Origin of the sequence: Roseibium aggregatum (assembly GCF_014692675.1) — a bacterium.
Classification (GTDB): domain Bacteria; phylum Pseudomonadota; class Alphaproteobacteria; order Rhizobiales; family Stappiaceae; genus Roseibium; species Roseibium aggregatum_C.
Genome location: NZ_JABFCZ010000036.1, coordinates 20,878 through 36,627 on the forward strand (window position 1 = coordinate 20,878; position 15,750 = coordinate 36,627).

Below are 15,750 nucleotides of genomic sequence, written 5' to 3' on the forward strand. Positions count from 1 at the left end.
AGCCGGCCGCCGGACCAACGGCGGTCGGCTAGTCGCCCAGTTCCGGCCGGCCGGCGAGACCGCAATAGCCGTGGTGCTCGAAGGCCTCATCTCCTCCCTTGACGTGAGAATAGATGAAAGGACGCCAGGCCATGCATTGCGACCCGATGCAGTGCTGGTAGAGATGCTCTGCATCGAAGCCGGATGATTTTGTGTTGAACAGACGGTTGTTGCCTTCGACCCGTACGAACGGGCACCACATCTTCTTTGCTTCTTGTTCCGTAACCCGCATTTCCGCTCCTTGGCACCGCAAACACTTGCGGACGTGCAATTATCTCCCGGATATCAAGCGGAATAATTGGCGGAAATTATATAATTTTTCTTTGATCCAGATGCGCTCGAAGTGATTTTGAGAAATTCAGCAACGTCATATCGTCAAAACTACTTATAACGACTTCCCGTTTTGGGTGCAGTATGTGGATCAACGCGTCTAGCGCCGGCCTGACGGCCCCATGAGCGTCAGGTCTGCGACGTTTCCGGCGGCTTCATGCGGGCCGGTCTGGACGGCTCTTCCTGGTAACTGGCGCTTCGTGCCTGGCGTTTCCGGGCATTTTCGAGGGCGTCGCTGACCTTTTCCAGAAGTGTAGTCGGCAGACGGACCGTCTTCACGAACAGGTCGACCGTTTCATCGGCCATCTTCCAAAGACGGGAGTTGTGCACGTAATCTTCCGCGGTCCCGGTGACCGCAACCACATCGCGTACCGCCGGCCGGAGTTTCCGTTCGAAAGCCTCTGGATCACCGGCGACAGAGATCGCAAAACCAATAAAAAACGCCGCAAATACATAGACATGAAAATATGCACCAGGAAACCGCATCGCCTATCGCCTCAACCCTTAACAAGACATTAACATATCTGAGGTTGTATTTTTGGCGACGAACGAACTCAACCCTGAATAGCCAATTCAATTAAATTCCCTGATAGTAACGTTAATTGCGTGGCTTGCTCCGGATTGTCTCAGGCCTTTTGCCGGTTACGGAAATCCTGAGGACTTTCGCCGGTATCCTTGCGAAACACGCGTGAGAAATAGGCCGGATCGTCAAACCCCAGATCATAGGCGATTTCGGAGACCGGAAGGGATGAGAATGCAAGCTGGCGTTTGGCCTCGAGAACGATCCGGTCCCTGATCGACTGGGCGGCGGTGCGATCCGTGAACAGGCGGCAATAGCGGTTGAGACGGGCCACCGGCATGCCCATTTCGGATGCGTAGAATTCAGGTGTCCGTTCGCTGCGGAAATGGGTATCGACCAGAGCCCTGAAGCGGAACAGCGAAAAGCCGGGGGCGGCGTCGAGTTCGCCGGCCTCCTCGGCGCCGGCAAACATGCGCGCCAGCAGCAGGGTCATCAGGGGCCGGAACACCAGGCGCCGGCGCTTGCCGTTCTCGAACTCTTCCGCCATTTCCTGCAGATAACGGCAGATCTTCAGGCGGTCATCACCCGACGGCACCACCAGATGATTGCTTTCGCCCTGACCGGCCAGAAGCCGGACGAGATCGCGGCCGTCATCCGATCCCGCCAGATAATCGTGGGTGAAGGAGACCACGTAGCCCTGCGTGTCGGGGGTGAATTCCCAGCCATGAACCACGCCCGGCGGCGTAAAGACGATCGTGTCGGGCGCAATGCGCCGTTCGCCTGTATCGTCGGTCAGCCGCCCTTCACCGGCGGTAATCATCAGGCACTGGAAGAGATGGATATGGCTGTGGGCATCGAGCGACCAGCCGAGCGGAGCCGACCGAGTCCGGATCGTCTCGATATGAAAGAAATCGAAATCGTCGGCCCGGTCATTTTCACCGTAAAGGTGATAACGCGGAACGGTCGCTGTGTGCATGTCTCATTGTCGCAAACCGGACCGCATCAAGGCAACTGTTTACCGCTCGTCTGCAGAAGGTTTCGCCGGATTTCGTCAAGCCGGTTTCACGAGCCGGCCTTAGCTGCGGGCATGATGGGCATGCCAGTGCCAGGCAATATCGATGCGCCGGGCGAGCCAGACCTTGTCATGGGAGGCGACGTAATCGAGGAAACGCGCAAGTGCTGCCGCCCTGCCCGGCCGGCCGACCAGGCGGCAATGCAGGCCGATGTTGAGCATTTTCGGCGCCCCTGCCTCACCTTCCGCATAGAGCACGTCGAAGGCATCCCTGAGATAGGCGAAGAACTGGTCGCCGGAATTGAACCCTTGCGCCGCGGCAAAGCGCATGTCGTTCGAATCGAGCGTATAGGGGATGACCAGATGATCGCCGTCGGGGCCTTCGACCCAATAGGGCAGATCATCGGCGTAGCTGTCGGAATCATAGAGGAAGCCGCCCTCTTCCATGACCAGCTTCTGGGTCTGCATCGAACACCGGCCCGTGTACCAGCCAAGCGGACGCGACCCGGTCACTTCCTCATGGATGCGGATCGCCTCGCGCATGTGTTCGCGCTCAAGCTCTTCCGGCAGATCGGCATATTCGATCCATTTCAGGCCGTGGGAGGCGATTTCCCAGTCGGCTTCCTTCATGGCCGCAACCGCTTCCGGATTGCGGGCGAGCGCGGTCGCCACACCGTAAACGGTCACCGGGATGGAGCGGCCGGTGAACATGCGCCAAAGCCTCCAGAAGCCGGCGCGGGAGCCGTATTCGTAAATGGATTCCATGTTCCAGTGGCGCTTGCCGGGCCAGGGCTGAGCGCCGACGATTTCAGACAGGAAGGCCTCGGAGGCGGCATCGCCGTGGAGAATGTTGTTCTCGCCGCCCTCTTCATAGTTGATCACGAACTGGACCGCGATATTCGCATCGCCCGGCCATTTCGGATCCGGCGTATTGCGCCCGTAGCCGATCATGTCGCGCGGATAGGAGGAGGTCATATCCCTGAAATCCCTATTGAAATAGTCCCTGCACCAAACCCCAAGCGAAACGCCCATGCAAGAGGGAGATTTCAAAACCCCGTAAAACTTGCCAATCGCTCAAATTTTACACGTCCGGTTTGCCTCGGTTTAGAAATTTGGCTGGTAAGTCGGCGGCCGAAATACAAATATCGAGGATTTTACCAATGCAGCTCGTTTCCGCCGGCTTCCTGTGCCTCTTTGCAGCAGCGGCCATGACGCTGTTGATCAATCAGGAAGTCATCAACGCGAAAGCCGCTGAAGCACCTTACGCAAAACCGGTCGTGGAATATCCTGTCCAGCCGGACCGTGCGGGCTGACCTCAGCGGTTCGGTCGCACCGGCACGGGAACGGGCGCCAAGTCTGCCCGGGGCGCCATCATCGCGCCGAAGCGCTTGAACCTCGGCTCTTTCTTATTACCGCCGTGATCATGCGGTTTCAGCATCATGATTGCCGAGCCCATTACCACCGAGCAAAGCGTAATAATCAGCCCGCAAGCCAGCATGATCACCGGAAGAACCGGATTGTCCGAGGCCATGACCAGGGTCCGCAGGTTTCCGACGTTCGACCACAACAGCCCGACCAGCACGAGGGCCGAGATCCCCAGCCCGATCACGCCGTTGATTGCAAGCAGCCGCAACAGCGGGTTTTTCGGCAGATAGGCGGAAACGATCGAATCCTGAAATTTCTTGCGTGTCATGAGCGCACCTCATAAACGGGGCCTGCCTAAACGTGATTGGCCTGAACGGAATTGCCTGTAGCCACCGGCAGGATCTTGCTGTCTTCGGACAAGCGAAAACCAGTTTCGGCCCGCTGTAAAGCGGACAAGTTTTCGCACCGGCCACATTTTTCCGTTCACATGCTTGCCATATACCCTCAGTATATATAGATCCGATATATATCGGACTTGAATAAGGGATATTGCGTCCCATCTTCAGGCGGTCCGCATTTTTCGCAATTCCGGCCGGAGCATTGCACTCGGCGTTTCGCAAGACAGGAAGGGCCAATCCCCATGAGCGTTCGCAGTCTTTGCCTGGCGATCCTCAGTTTCGGCGATGCTACCGGCTATGAAATCCGCAAGGAAGCCACCGAGGGCCGGTTCAGCTATTTCGACGATGCCAGCTTCGGCTCCATCTATCCGGCCCTGGCGAAGCTGACCAGCGACGGCATGGTGACGGTCCGGGAGGAAACCCAGCCCGGCAAGCCGGCGCGAAAGGTCTATTCGATCACCGATGCGGGCCGTGAGGAATTCGTCGCGAGCCTGTGCGAACCCCAGGCCGAAGACACGTTCAAATCCCCTTTCCTGCTGGTCGCTCTCTATGCCGAACAGGTCGGACCGGATGTCATCCGCCGGGCGATCGAACGGCGCAAGGACCAAGTCCGGGCGAACCTCAAGCACCTGACCGATCATATCGAGAACTGCCCGCACAGCGGGTCCAACTGGACGCAGGCCTACGGTATCGCTTGCATGAGCTTCACCCTTAATTATCTCGAGTCCCACGGCGACGAGCTGATCAGAATTGCCGAGGGCGCGGCCGAAACCTCCTCCCGGGCGGCCGCCGAGTAGACATCGATTTTCTGGAGCATACTGATGCGTTTGAAATTTTCCTATGTGCTTGCGATCGGCCTCGCCGCCGGCATCGGCATATGGATGTATTCCGGCACATATGTCATCGGCGGACGCGGAGACAGCGCTGACGCAACACCGCCCCCCGCCGAACGCCAGGAAAAGGCCGGGAATGACCTGTTCCGTGTGCAGGTTTCCACGCTGACCGCCACGGAGCGTCAGCCGGTTCTGGAAATCCGCGGACGGACGGAAGCCGAGGCCAAGGTGGAGGTCCGCGCGGAAACGGCTGCGCGTGTCGTCGAACGCCCGGCAATCGAGGGCAACCATGTCTCCAAGGGCGATGTCCTGTGCGTGCTGGACAAGGGGACGCGCGAATCCAAGGTGCTTGAAGCCACGGCCGCCCTTGCCCAGGCAGAACTCGACCATACGGCGGCCAGCCAGCTCAATTCCAAGGGTTTCACCGCGGAAACACGCGTCATGGCCATGCAGGCCGCGCTCGACGCCGCGCAGGCGCGTGTGGAAGAAGCCAAGATGGAACTCAGCCGCACGGTCATTCATTCGCCCATCGACGGCGTCATCCAGAGCCCGATGGCGAATGTGGGCGCGCGTCTCAATATCGGTGACGTTTGCGCCACGGTCGTCGAGACCGATCCGATGATTGCAATCGGCCAGGTGTCGGAAGCCGACATCGGCCTGATCTCCAAGGGCATGGACGCAGAAGTCCGCCTGATTTCCGGCCAGACCATGTCCGGCACCGTGCGCTACATCGCCCCTGCAGCCGATCCGGAGACCCGCACCTTCCGTATCGAGGTGGAACTTCCGAACAAGGAAGGCGTCGCCCGGGACGGAACCACGGCCCTGACCCGGCTCAAGCTGCCCAGCCAGAAGGCTCACAAGATCTCGCCCGCGATCCTGACGTTGAATGACGACGGCGAGCTCGGACTGCGCGGCGTGACCGACGACCAGGTCACCGTCTTCTATCCGGTCAAGGTCCTGGGTGGCGGCGAGGACGGCATCTGGGTCGGCGGACTTCCCAATACCGTGCGCATCATCACCGTCGGCCAGGACTACGTCACAGACGGCCAGAAGGTGGAACCCGTCCTCAAAACCGCCGAGGTCACCCAATGATCGACGCGCTTGAAGCGATCCTGAGGCGGCCCAAGACCGTTTTCGTCCTCATGCTGGCGCTGATCGTTGCCGGCACCTACACCTACCTGACGATCCCCAAGGAAGACAGCCCGGACATCGACGTTCCGGTCTTCTATGTTTCCATCGTCCAGCAGGGTATTTCGCCGGAGGACGCCGACCGGCTGCTGGTGCGGCCGATGGAGACGGAACTGCGCGGTCTCGACGGCCTGAAGGAGATCACCGCAATTGCCGCGGAAGGTCACGCGTCCATCATCCTGGAATTCGACGTCTCCTTCGACAAGGACGAGGCGCTTGCGGATGTGCGCGACAAGGTCGACCAGGCAAAGGGCAAACTTCCCCAGGAAGCCGAAGAGCCGACCATTCACGAGACCAATTTCGCGCTTCTGCCGACCATCACGGTCGCCCTGTCCGGCAATGTGCCGGAGCGCACGCTCTACAACCTCGCGCGGCGGCTGAAGGACCAGATCGAGGCGATCGACACGGTCCGTTCCGCAGATCTGACCGGACACCGGGAAGAGCTTCTGGAGATCGTGATCGACAGCCAGAAGCTGGAGGCCTATTCGGTCACCCAGCAGGAATTGCTCAACACCCTGAGGCTGAACAACCAGCTTGTCCCGGCCGGCTTCATCGACGGCGGCAACGGCCGGTTCAACGTCAAGGTTCCCGGCCTCATCGAGACGGCGGACGACGTCTATTCGCTGCCGATCAAGCAGAATGGCGAGGCCGTCGTGACCCTTGCCGATGTTGCCGATATCCGCCGCACCTTCAAGGACGCCACGACCTATACGAGGGTCAACGGCAAACCCGCGATCGCCCTTGAGGTTACCAAGCGGATCGGCACCAACCTGATCGAAAACAATGCCGCCGTCAGGCAGGTTGTGGAACAGGCTTCCAAGGACTGGCCGGAAACGGTCAAGGTGAACCTGCTGCTCGACCAGTCGTCGAAGACCTTCGAGGTCCTGGGCTCGCTGCAGTCGTCGATCCTGACGGCAATTTTCCTGGTCATGATCCTGGTCGTGGCCGCGCTCGGCCTCAGGTCCGCCCTGCTCGTCGGCCTGTCGATCCCGACCTCCTTCATGGTCGGCTTCCTGATCCTGGGCGGCATGGGCTACACGGTCTCCAACATGGTGATGTTCGGCCTGGTGCTCACCGTCGGCATGCTGGTCGACGGCGCCATCGTCATGACCGAATATGCCGATCGCAAGATCGCCGAAGGCATGGAGGACAAGGAAGCTTATATCCGGGCCGCGCGGCTGATGTTCTGGCCGATCGTGTCGTCGACGGCAACCACGCTTGCCGCCTTCCTGCCCATGCTTCTGTGGCCGGGCGTTGCCGGCGAATTCATGAGCTACCTGCCGATCATGGTGATCATCGTCCTGTCGGCATCGCTCCTGACCGCCATGGTGTTCATTCCCGTCACCGGCGCCATCTTTGCGCAGGTGTCCCACTTCATGGGCCGGCATGCGACCGGACTTCTGGCATCCGTCTTCGGTCTGATTGCGGCTGCCATGGTCTTGACGTTCCCGGCGCTGCCCGAGCTGCTGGCAACATTTGTCCCGGCAGCATTTTCCGGCTTGTTGCTGATTGCCCTGGCCTGCATCGCATTCGTTGGTGTTGGGTTCGCCTCCGCTTTTGTCCTGCGTCCGTTCGTGCGGTGGTCCAAGGCCCGGGCCGAACGGATCCAGGCCGCGGAACGTGCCGAGGCGGAGGCGGTTTCCGGATCCTCCACCTTCGACGTCAACAAGGTCCGCGGGATGGCCGGCGTTTATGTCCGCTTCCTGAAGCTTCTGGCGGGCAATCCGATCGGCAACGTCATCACCCTGGTCGTGATGATCGGCGGCAGCGTCATGATCTTCGGCGCCTTCGCAGGCAATCCGACAGGTGTAGAATTCTTCGTCGACGAAGAGCCGGATCAGGCGGTCGTCCTTGTTTCCGGGCGCGGCAACCTGTCCGCGCGCGAGTCGCTTCAACTGGTCGAGGCGGTCGAGCGCGAAGTGCTGCAGGTTCCGGGCATCGAGAATGTCGTGACCTCCGCCAAGGCTCCTGGAGGGAGCAGCGGCGGAAAGGTGATCGGCGGCGTGCAGGACAAGCCCGCCGACGTGATCGGGGAACTTCAGCTGGAACTGGCCGACTTCTGCTGCCGCCGGGAGGCGAAGGAAATCTTCGCCGAAATCCGCAAGCGGACGGCATCGCTACCGGGGATCAAGGTGGAGACCCGCAAGATCGAGGGCGGCCCGCCGACCGGCAAGGACGTCCAGCTTGAGGTCAAGTCCACCGACTATGACACGCTGGTGAAGAACGTCGCCAAGGTCCGGGCCCATGTGGACCAGATGGACGGCCTGCTCGACCAGGAAGACGACCGGCCGCTGCCGGGCATCGAATGGGAAATGTCCATCGACCGGGAACAGGCCGGCCGCTACAAGGCCGACATCGCCTCTGTGGGATCGATGGTCCAGCTGGTCACCAACGGCGTTCTGGTCGGCAAATACCGCCCGTCCGACAGCGAGGACGAGGTCGATATCCGCGTCCGCCTGCCGGAAGACCAGCGCACGCTCGACCGGTTCGACCAGTTGCGCCTGCAAACGCCGCTGGGCCTGGTTCCCCTGTCGAACTTCGTGACCCGCTCGGCCTCGCCCAAGGTGTCGTCGATCACCCGGCGCGACGGGCTCTATTCGATGATGGTGAAAGCCACCGTCGATCCGGCATCCGGGGCGCTTCCCGACGACAAGGTGCGCGAGCTCGATCAGTGGCTGAAGACACAGACCTGGCCGGACAACGTCTTTCTGAAGTTCCGCGGTGCGGACGAGGACCAGAAGGAATCGGGCGAGTTCCTGATGAAGGCGATGGTCGCATCACTGTTCCTGATGTTCATCATCCTGCTCACCCAGTTCAACTCCTTCTACCAGACGGCCCTCACCCTCTCCACGGTGATCATGTCGGTGGTCGGCGTGCTTCTGGGGCTGATCATAACGGGTCAGAAGTTCTCCATCATCATGACCGGGACCGGCGTCGTGGCGCTGGCCGGGATCGTGGTCAACAACGCCATCGTGCTGATCGACACCTATAACCGCTTCCGGGACGACGGGATGGAGCCGCTCGATGCGATCCTGAAAACCTCGGTTCAGCGCATCAGGCCGATCCTGCTGACGACGATCACCACGATCGCCGGGCTGGTTCCGATGGCAACGGAGATCAACCTCGACTTCTTCAACCAGGTAACCGCCTATGGCGGTATCACCGCGGTGTGGTGGGTGCAGCTGTCGACGGCCGTGATTTCCGGTCTTGCCTTCTCCACCCTGCTCACGCTGATCATGATCCCGGTGATGATCGCGTTGCCGAGCGTGTGGACCCAGTCCGGACGGCGCGCTGCCGCCTGGTGGCGGGGCCAGCCGGCCGTGCCGGCCGGCGCTCCGGACACTGCCAGCGAACCGGCAGAGCCGTCAGAGCAGGAACCCCCTGCCCGCGTGATCCGGATGGAAAAGCCGAAGGCGCCGAAAGAACCGCCGCAGGATCTTCCCAACGCCGCCGAATAGGCGCCCTGCCAATATGAAACCGCCGGGATCCTGTCCCGGCGGTTTTTGTTTGTCCGCGGCTTGCCAAAACCCGATGAGCGGAGCATGATAGTTGCAATATACAACTATATGACCAAAGCACGATGCAGACGATCTCACCTGAAGTGATCTCCACGATCCGGAGCGCCGCCCGCGTGCTGGTTCGCGAACACGGCTATATGGAGCGGACGCTTGCGGGCACGGACCTGTCCCCGTCCGCGGTGCACACCATTATCGAACTCGGCGAAACCGGCAGCCTGACCTCAAAAGAGCTCGCCGACCGCCTGAACCTGGAGAAATCCACGATCAGCCGGCTGGTGCAGGCACTCGAGAAGCGCGGGGAAATTACCAGCGAGCGACAAGAAACGGACGGCAGGTCCTTCCGCATCACCCTGACCGATCAGGGGCGCAGGACCCTGGCCGTTCTGGCCGCCTATGGCGAGAACAAGGTCTCCGGTGCCCTTCCCCATCTCGGCGGACAGTCCACGCCGGACGATGTCGCCCGCGCCCTCGACGCCTTTGCCACGGCCCTGAAGGTATCAAGGACCGGAAAGCGCGCTCAGGAAAGCACTTCGGCCGCGGCCCCGGTCATCGTCGAGGGCTATCAGACCGGCATGATCGGCGACATTTCAGGACTGCACGGCCGAACGCACGGTTCCATCGTCGGCTTTGGCCCGGCCTTTGAGAGCGTGGTTTCCGCCGCCATGGCCGAATTCATGCCCCGGATTTCCAAACCGGTGAACAATTCCTGGAGCGTCGTTGAAAACGGCCGGGTGGTCGCCTCGATCACCATCGACGGCGAGGATCTGGGCAACAACATCGCCCATCTGCGCTGGTTTATCCTGGAAGAGCATCTCAGAGGACTGGGGCTTGGCCGCAAGCTGCTGGACAAGGCGATCGAGCACTGCGACCGCCACGGCTTCGACGAGATCCACCTGTGGACCCTGAAAGGCCTCGACGCCGCCCGCGCGCTTTACGAGCGCAACGGCTTTAAGCTTGTCGACGAATACCGGGGCGACCAGTGGGGCAAGATGGTCATGGAACAGAAATTCCTGCGCAGGCGGGCGGCAGGCTAACTCGCATCGTCCTTGTGGCGGTCGCCGAGGTGATCGAGGTCGGTGTCCTCGCAGTCGCCGTCGTCATCGCTCGCCAGGTTCTTGTCGGCAAGCAGGAGTTTGCTGTGGGAGCGCCAGGCAAACGGAACGGAAACAAGATAGAGCGCCGACACCAGCGCCAGGACCTGGAACGGATAGCTGACCGTCAGCGCGACAAGCAGCACCGCGACCACGAACAGCGGCAGCACATAATCGCGGCGGATGCGGGTACCGATGGTCTTGCCGGAATAGGTCGGCAGGCGGCTGATCATCAGGAAGGCGATGCCGATGGTGTAGAGCGCGACGCCGGGCGCAAATTCCGGCCATTGCGGCAGAACGCCCAGAAAGCCCCAGTAGATCGGGATCAGCACCGTCAGCGCGCCCGCGGGCGCGGGAACGCCTGTAAAGAACTGAACGGCCCAGGCGGGCTTGTCCGGATCGTCGAGGGCCACATTGAACCGGGCGAGACGCAGGGCGGCGGAGATGGCAAAGGCAAGGGCTGCAATCCAGCCGAGCGAGCCGGCTTCCTTCAGGATCCAGAGATAGAGCATCAGCGCCGGGGTGACGCCGAAATTGACGAAATCGGCGAGCGAATCCAGTTCCGCCCCGAACCTCGATGTCCCCTTCAAAAGCCGTGCGACCCGTCCGTCGAGCGCATCGAGAACGGCGGCGATCAGCACCGCCCCCACCGCGAATTCCCAGCGGCTCTCGTATGCCATGCGGACCGCCGTCAGCCCGGAGCACAGCGCCAGCAGCGTCACCATGTTGGGCAGGATCAGCCGCAACGGCACCCGGCGGAACCTTGGCTGGCGGCCTTGCCGGGCGTCTTTTTTGGAGGCAGATTTATCGTGTTCAGTCGTCAATAGTTCGCCCTTCGCCCGCATTTCTCACACTCCTTACGCTCTGCGTCGCATTTTGGCGAGCCGGATGTGGATTAAAGACGCGTAGAGCATAGCTGTCGCTATGGTCAAGCGGCTTTCGTCTGCAGGCGGCCGCCAAAATGCGACCCTTCGGGCCGGTTGAAACAGACGACAGTGTGCGTCGAATAGCTTGCCCGATGCACCCACATCGCACTGCGCTATTCTCCTGCCCTGTCGTCTGTTTGAACCGGCGCAGAGCATAAGGAGTGTGAGAAATGCGGGCTAACTGACCCGGGTCAGCGGCTGTGCGGTCGGGTTCGTCTCGCGCAGATCCGCCAGGACGGTCTCGCCGGCGATCATGGTCTGGCCAAGGGCAACCTTCGGCACAGTGCCTTCGGGGAAATAGACATCGAGACGCGAGCCGAAGCGGATCAGGCCGAAGCGTTCGCCGGCCGAAACCGTCTCGCCCTCGCGTACGAAACAGACGATACGCCGGGCGACCAGACCGGCGATCTGAACCACGCCGATGCGCGTCTCGCCGTTCTCGATCACCAGACCGTTGCGTTCATTGTCCTCGCTCGCCTTGTCCAGTTCCGCATTCAGGAACTTTCCGGCGCGATAGGCAACGCGCGTGACCTTGCCGCCCATGGGCGCGCGGTTCACGTGGCAATTGAACACATTCATGAAAATGGAGACGCGCAGCAGCGGTTCGCCGCTCAGGTCCAGTTCCGCCGGCGGCCGTGCCGGGCCCACATGGCTGACGACGCCGTCGGCCGGAGAAATCACCAGCCCTTCGCTGACCGGGGTAACCCGTGGCGGATCGCGGAAGAAGTAGCAGACCCAGGCGGTGACGATGAGGCCGATCCAGAACAGCGGATCCGCGAACCAGCCGATGACCAGGGTCGCCACCAGGCTGATGGCGATGAACGGCCAGCCTTCACGATGGATGGGAACAAAGGCCTTGGTTACGGAATCGACAAGTGACATGCAGGATCCTGCCCTTCGGGACTTTCTGCGCACAGGCACGGCAACGCATCCCTCGCCGCGGCCTCGCAGAATTCTTATGGTTCGCACTGCCGGACATCCTGTCCCGGCAGCACATGGGATTGGGGCCCACTTCTAAACCCATTCGATCCGCAAATGAACCGCAAAACCATTCCCGTCTGCATCGGAGGTTCAGGCTGTGCGGTAATCGGTTTCCCAGTAGGGCAGCGGATACCGGCGCGCCTGGCGCGGCGCAGATGTCAACACGTGTGGGACCTGCAGATTACCCCCTATTCGACGGGCTCGCCTGCGCGTGGCCCGCGGAGAACGATGCCCAAATCATCTTCTTCCCGGGCTGCCCGCAGGCGTTCCTCTGCCTCGCTCGCCTCGCGCTGACGCGCCCACATGGAGGCATAGAGGCCGTTCTCAGCCAGAAGGTGCGCATGGGTGCCGCGCTCGACGATCCGGCCGGCTTCCAGCACGAGAATCTGGTCGGCGCCGACCACCGTCGACAGCCGGTGAGCGATGACGAGCGTGGTGCGGTTTTTCGAGACCTGATCGAGCGCCGCCTGGATTTCCCGTTCCGTATGGGTATCGAGCGCGGAGGTCGCCTCGTCGAGGATCAGGATCGGCGGGGATTTCAGGATGGTCCGGGCGATGGCGACGCGCTGCTTTTCGCCGCCGGACAGCTTCAGACCGCGCTCGCCGACTTCGGATGCATAGCCCTGCGGCAACCGTTCGATGAAATCGTGGATCTGCGCCATGCGGGCGGCTTCCCGGACTTCCTCATCGGTCGCATCCGGACGGCCATAGCGGATGTTGTAGGCGATCGTGTCGTTGAAGAGCACCGTGTCCTGCGGAACCATGCCAATGGCATGGCGTACGCTTTCCTGGGTGACATCGCGCACGTCCTGGCCGTCGATCAGAATCCGCCCGCCGGTGACGTCGTAGAAACGGAACAGAAGGCGGGAAATGGTCGACTTGCCCGCGCCCGACGGTCCGACGATGGCGACGGTCTTGCCGGCCGGCACGTTGAAGTCGATCCCTTTCAGGATCGGCCGGTCGACATCGTAGTGGAAGTGCACATCCTCAAAGGCAATCGTGCCCTCGACAGCCTTCAGCGGCTCCGCTCCCGGCTTGTCGGTGATTTCGGCCGGCACGCCGAGCAGGTCGAACATGGATTCGATATCCGCCAGCCCCTGCCGGATTTCCCGGTAGATGAAGCCGATGAAGTTCAGCGGGATGGAGATCTGCATCAAGAGCGCATTGATCAGCACGAAATCGCCGATGGTCTGCTCACCGGCTATGACGGCGCGGGCGGACAGCACCATGCAGGCGGCCATGCCGAGCCCTAAGATGACCGTCTGGCCGAGGTTCAGCCAGGCGAGCGACGTCCAGGTCTTTGTCGCCGCCTTTTCGTATTTGGCCATGGAAACGTCGAAACGGTCGGATTCCATCCCCTCATTACCGAAATACTTGACCGTCTCGAAGTTCAGCAGGCTGTCGATCGCCTTGGAATTGGCGTCCGTGTCGCTGTCGTTCATTTCGCGCCGGATGGAAATCCGCCAGTTCGACGCCTTGATGGTGAACCAGACGTAGGCGACGATCATCACGGCGACGATGGTCAGGTAACTCAGGCCGAACTGGTAGGAAATCACGGCCGCCATGATGGCGAATTCCAGGATCGTCGGAATGCCGTTCAGGATGGTGAAGCGGACAATCGCCTCGATCCCCTTCACGCCGCGCTCGATCACCCGGCTGAGGCCGCCGGTGCGCCGCGCCAGATGGAAGCGCAGGGAGAGCTGGTGCAGGTGGCGGAAGGTCAGATTGGCAAGCTGGCGGACGGCATGCTGGCCGACACGGGCAAACAGCGCGTCGCGCAACTGGTTGAAGGCAACCGCCAGGACGCGCGCGGCATTATAGGCGAGCACCAGCATCACCGGGGCGATCAGAAACGCGGGCAGCTTGCTCGTCTCGCCGGTCAGGGCATCGGATGCCCAGGCGAAAAAATAGGGGGAAAGGACGGTCACGCCCTTGGCCAGCACCAGGGCGACGATGGCCAGCAGCACCCGTGCCTTCAGGTCCGGCCGATGGGCCGGCCAGATATAGGGCCAGAGGTTGATCAGGGTATTGAGGGTCGAGCCTTCATCCGCACTGACGGTCGTCTGTTTAGGCGACCGCTTGTTTCCGGCAGCACCCTTGTCGGCCGTATTTTGAACAGCCTGATTACTCACCGGCTCTCTCCCAAGGTTTTTTTTCGGGGTTATTCTCTGTTTCTTCGTTTTCAAGGGCCTCGTCGGGGGCCGCATCGGCGCATCCGCCCGCCTTCAGGCAGGCGCTGTGTTGCTCGGAGACGCGATTGAAAAAGTCCCCGGACGCGACGGCCGCCTTGGACAGCATCTCCGTGTTCAGGAAATACCGGCAGTTCCGGCCCATGGTTTCACAGGTCAGAAGCCCGGTTTCCTTGAGCACCTGCAGATGCTGGGAGACCGTGGACTGGGCCAGCGGCATCCGGTCGACGATTTCGCCGCAGCAGGCGGCATTGCGGCTTGCCAGCGTTTCAATGATAGCCAGGCGCGCAGGATGGCCGAGGGCGCGGTAAACCTTCGCAAGTTCGCATTGCGCGGCGGGCGCGCAGGCGGTTTCCGATCCGCTGTCCGGCCGGAAATCTGCAGATTTCTCCGCCATATAACTGGCTCTCCCTCGCGCGTGTCCAAATTGACGGCCGGATTGCGGTCGAAGCCGGCCTTTCATCGTAGATATGCGATGAATCACCGGAATAACAAGTCGCGCGCGCACTTGCCGCACCAATTCAGGCGTTTCTTCGCTCAGCGCTCGTTATTTTCCACGATGAAAACGGGCAAACGGCGCGGGACTAGCCGCGCCGTTGGTCTCAGCCCGTTCGGTTCGACCCGGATCAGTTCGATTCAGGCTTCCAGTTCAAATCGCTTTCCGGCGTCAGGAAGACCTGTCCGGGATAGATCAGATCCGGGTTGCGGATCTGGCCCTTGTTGGCCTGATAGATCGTCGTGTAGCGAATGCCCTTGCCATAGAGACGCCGGGAGATGGTCCACAGATTGTCGCCCTTGTGGATGATCACATTGGGCAACGGCTTGGTCACCGTGGCCCCTGCCCCGCCGGCGTCGGTCGCAGTCTCGCCCGAAGCGATCACCTTGGTCAGGACGATCTGTTCGGCAGCCTTTTCGAAATTCACGGCGGCGCGGGCAACGACCGTCCCCTTGTCGTCACCGATCATGTCGGCGCGGACTTCCACGGTTCCCGGCTTCAGGGTCTTCGACCCTTCGAGCAACCAGCGGCCGTTCGGACCGATCTTGGCTTCGCCGACGAATTCGCCGGCAACATAGACGCGCACCTTGAGGCCCGGTTCGCCGGTTCCGGCCACGTAAAGCTTGCTGCCTTCCGATTCAACGGCCTCGACCGTCGCTGTCAGGGAATTCTTGGCAACGAGTTCTGCGGCCGGGGCGGAGACCGTCCGGGCAGCGGGGGCCGTTTCGGCCGGTTCCGCGGTCGCCTGATCCGTAGTTGCCTGATCCGAAGCTACCTGTCCGCTCGCCGTAGCTGTCACTTCGACCGCCGGAGTTGTTTCCTTGGCTGCCGGTTCTTCCGCAGTCGCGGCAGGGGCTTCGGCGG

14 protein-coding genes and 1 pseudogene are annotated in these 15,750 nt (G+C 61.4%); 5 read left to right on the forward strand and 10 right to left on the reverse strand.

Going from position 1 to position 15,750, the window contains the following annotated elements; all coding sequences use genetic code 11:
- Positions 1–28: 28 nt before the first annotated feature.
- The 4 genes and pseudogenes from HK439_RS24185 to puuE all read right to left on the reverse strand — a co-directional run.
- A complete protein-coding gene (locus tag HK439_RS24185; RefSeq protein WP_190294063.1) occupies positions 29–271 on the reverse strand; it encodes a hypothetical protein in 243 nt (80 codons plus the stop codon).
- Positions 272–498: 227 nt separating this feature from the next.
- Positions 499–699 (reverse strand): hypothetical protein, encoded by a 201-nt coding sequence (locus HK439_RS24190; RefSeq protein WP_190294064.1) that lies wholly within the window; start codon positions 697–699, stop codon positions 499–501.
- Positions 700–995: 296 nt separating this feature from the next.
- A complete protein-coding gene (locus HK439_RS24195; RefSeq protein WP_190294065.1) occupies positions 996–1,865 on the reverse strand; it encodes a helix-turn-helix domain-containing protein in 870 nt (289 codons plus the stop codon).
- Between the two features lie 111 nt (positions 1,866–1,976).
- Positions 1,977–2,876, reverse strand: a pseudogene (gene puuE, locus HK439_RS24200) (allantoinase PuuE); the annotation flags it as partial.
- Positions 2,877–3,061: 185 nt separating this feature from the next.
- On the opposite strand from puuE, the gene HK439_RS24205 reads away from it, so the two are divergent.
- The gene (locus tag HK439_RS24205; RefSeq protein WP_190294067.1) at positions 3,062–3,214 is read left to right on the forward strand and encodes a hypothetical protein; all 153 of its coding nucleotides are present in this window, start codon (positions 3,062–3,064) and stop codon (positions 3,212–3,214) included.
- A gap of 2 nt (positions 3,215–3,216) precedes the next feature.
- Here the strand turns inward: HK439_RS24205 and HK439_RS24210 are convergent, their stop codons facing one another.
- On the reverse strand, positions 3,217–3,594 hold the full coding sequence (locus HK439_RS24210) for a hypothetical protein (RefSeq protein ID WP_190294068.1): 378 nt from the start codon (positions 3,592–3,594) through the stop codon (positions 3,217–3,219).
- Positions 3,595–3,906: 312 nt separating this feature from the next.
- Between HK439_RS24210 and HK439_RS24215 the strand changes: the two genes are divergently transcribed.
- From HK439_RS24215 to HK439_RS24230, 4 genes are all read left to right on the forward strand, one after another.
- Entirely contained in the window at positions 3,907–4,461 is a 555-nt protein-coding gene (locus tag HK439_RS24215) for a PadR family transcriptional regulator (RefSeq protein ID WP_190294069.1), read from the forward strand.
- Between the two features lie 24 nt (positions 4,462–4,485).
- Positions 4,486–5,589, forward strand: a complete 1,104-nt coding sequence (locus tag HK439_RS24220; protein WP_190294070.1) for an efflux RND transporter periplasmic adaptor subunit — start codon at positions 4,486–4,488, stop codon at positions 5,587–5,589.
- Positions 5,586–9,143, forward strand: a complete 3,558-nt coding sequence (locus tag HK439_RS24225; RefSeq protein ID WP_190294071.1) for an efflux RND transporter permease subunit — start codon at positions 5,586–5,588, stop codon at positions 9,141–9,143. Before HK439_RS24220 ends, HK439_RS24225 begins: the two co-directional genes overlap by 4 nt.
- 122 nt (positions 9,144–9,265) lie before the next feature.
- Positions 9,266–10,237 (forward strand): bifunctional helix-turn-helix transcriptional regulator/GNAT family N-acetyltransferase, encoded by a 972-nt coding sequence (locus HK439_RS24230; protein WP_190294072.1) that lies wholly within the window; start codon positions 9,266–9,268, stop codon positions 10,235–10,237.
- Here HK439_RS24230 and HK439_RS24235 read toward each other — a convergent pair.
- From HK439_RS24235 to HK439_RS24255, 5 genes are all read right to left on the reverse strand, one after another.
- Entirely contained in the window at positions 10,234–11,046 is an 813-nt protein-coding gene (locus HK439_RS24235; protein ID WP_419247602.1) for a CDP-alcohol phosphatidyltransferase family protein, read from the reverse strand. The two genes, HK439_RS24230 and HK439_RS24235, sit on opposite strands and share 4 nt — an antisense overlap.
- A gap of 351 nt (positions 11,047–11,397) precedes the next feature.
- Positions 11,398–12,102, reverse strand: coding sequence for a phosphatidylserine decarboxylase (locus tag HK439_RS24240; protein WP_190294074.1), 705 nt, complete (start codon positions 12,100–12,102; stop codon positions 11,398–11,400).
- A gap of 287 nt (positions 12,103–12,389) precedes the next feature.
- The gene (locus HK439_RS24245; RefSeq protein WP_235988093.1) at positions 12,390–14,225 is read right to left on the reverse strand and encodes an ABCB family ABC transporter ATP-binding protein/permease; all 1,836 of its coding nucleotides are present in this window, start codon (positions 14,223–14,225) and stop codon (positions 12,390–12,392) included.
- Between the two features lie 100 nt (positions 14,226–14,325).
- Entirely contained in the window at positions 14,326–14,787 is a 462-nt protein-coding gene (locus HK439_RS24250; protein WP_190294076.1) for an ArsR/SmtB family transcription factor, read from the reverse strand.
- A gap of 229 nt (positions 14,788–15,016) precedes the next feature.
- The coding region (locus HK439_RS24255) for a LysM peptidoglycan-binding domain-containing protein (protein ID WP_190294077.1) at positions 15,017–15,750 on the reverse strand (734 nt) is incomplete at its 5' end.

Excerpts from the sequence above, each read along its gene's own strand:
- HK439_RS24250 (WP_190294076.1), bottom strand. The coding sequence starts at position 14,787 with ATGGCGGAGAAATCTGCAGATTTCCGGCCGGACAGCGGATCGGAAACC.
- HK439_RS24225 (WP_190294071.1), top strand. The coding sequence starts at position 5,586 with ATGATCGACGCGCTTGAAGCGATCCTGAGGCGGCCCAAGACCGTTTTC.
- HK439_RS24215 (WP_190294069.1), top strand. The coding sequence starts at position 3,907 with ATGAGCGTTCGCAGTCTTTGCCTGGCGATCCTCAGTTTCGGCGATGCT.
- HK439_RS24220 (WP_190294070.1), top strand. The coding sequence starts at position 4,486 with ATGCGTTTGAAATTTTCCTATGTGCTTGCGATCGGCCTCGCCGCCGGC.
- HK439_RS24210 (WP_190294068.1), bottom strand. The coding sequence starts at position 3,594 with ATGACACGCAAGAAATTTCAGGATTCGATCGTTTCCGCCTATCTGCCG.
- HK439_RS24205 (WP_190294067.1), top strand. The coding sequence starts at position 3,062 with ATGCAGCTCGTTTCCGCCGGCTTCCTGTGCCTCTTTGCAGCAGCGGCC.
- HK439_RS24240 (WP_190294074.1), bottom strand. The coding sequence starts at position 12,102 with ATGTCACTTGTCGATTCCGTAACCAAGGCCTTTGTTCCCATCCATCGT.
- HK439_RS24195 (WP_190294065.1), bottom strand. The coding sequence starts at position 1,865 with ATGCACACAGCGACCGTTCCGCGTTATCACCTTTACGGTGAAAATGAC.
- HK439_RS24230 (WP_190294072.1), top strand. The coding sequence starts at position 9,266 with ATGCAGACGATCTCACCTGAAGTGATCTCCACGATCCGGAGCGCCGCC.
- HK439_RS24185 (WP_190294063.1), bottom strand. The coding sequence starts at position 271 with ATGCGGGTTACGGAACAAGAAGCAAAGAAGATGTGGTGCCCGTTCGTA.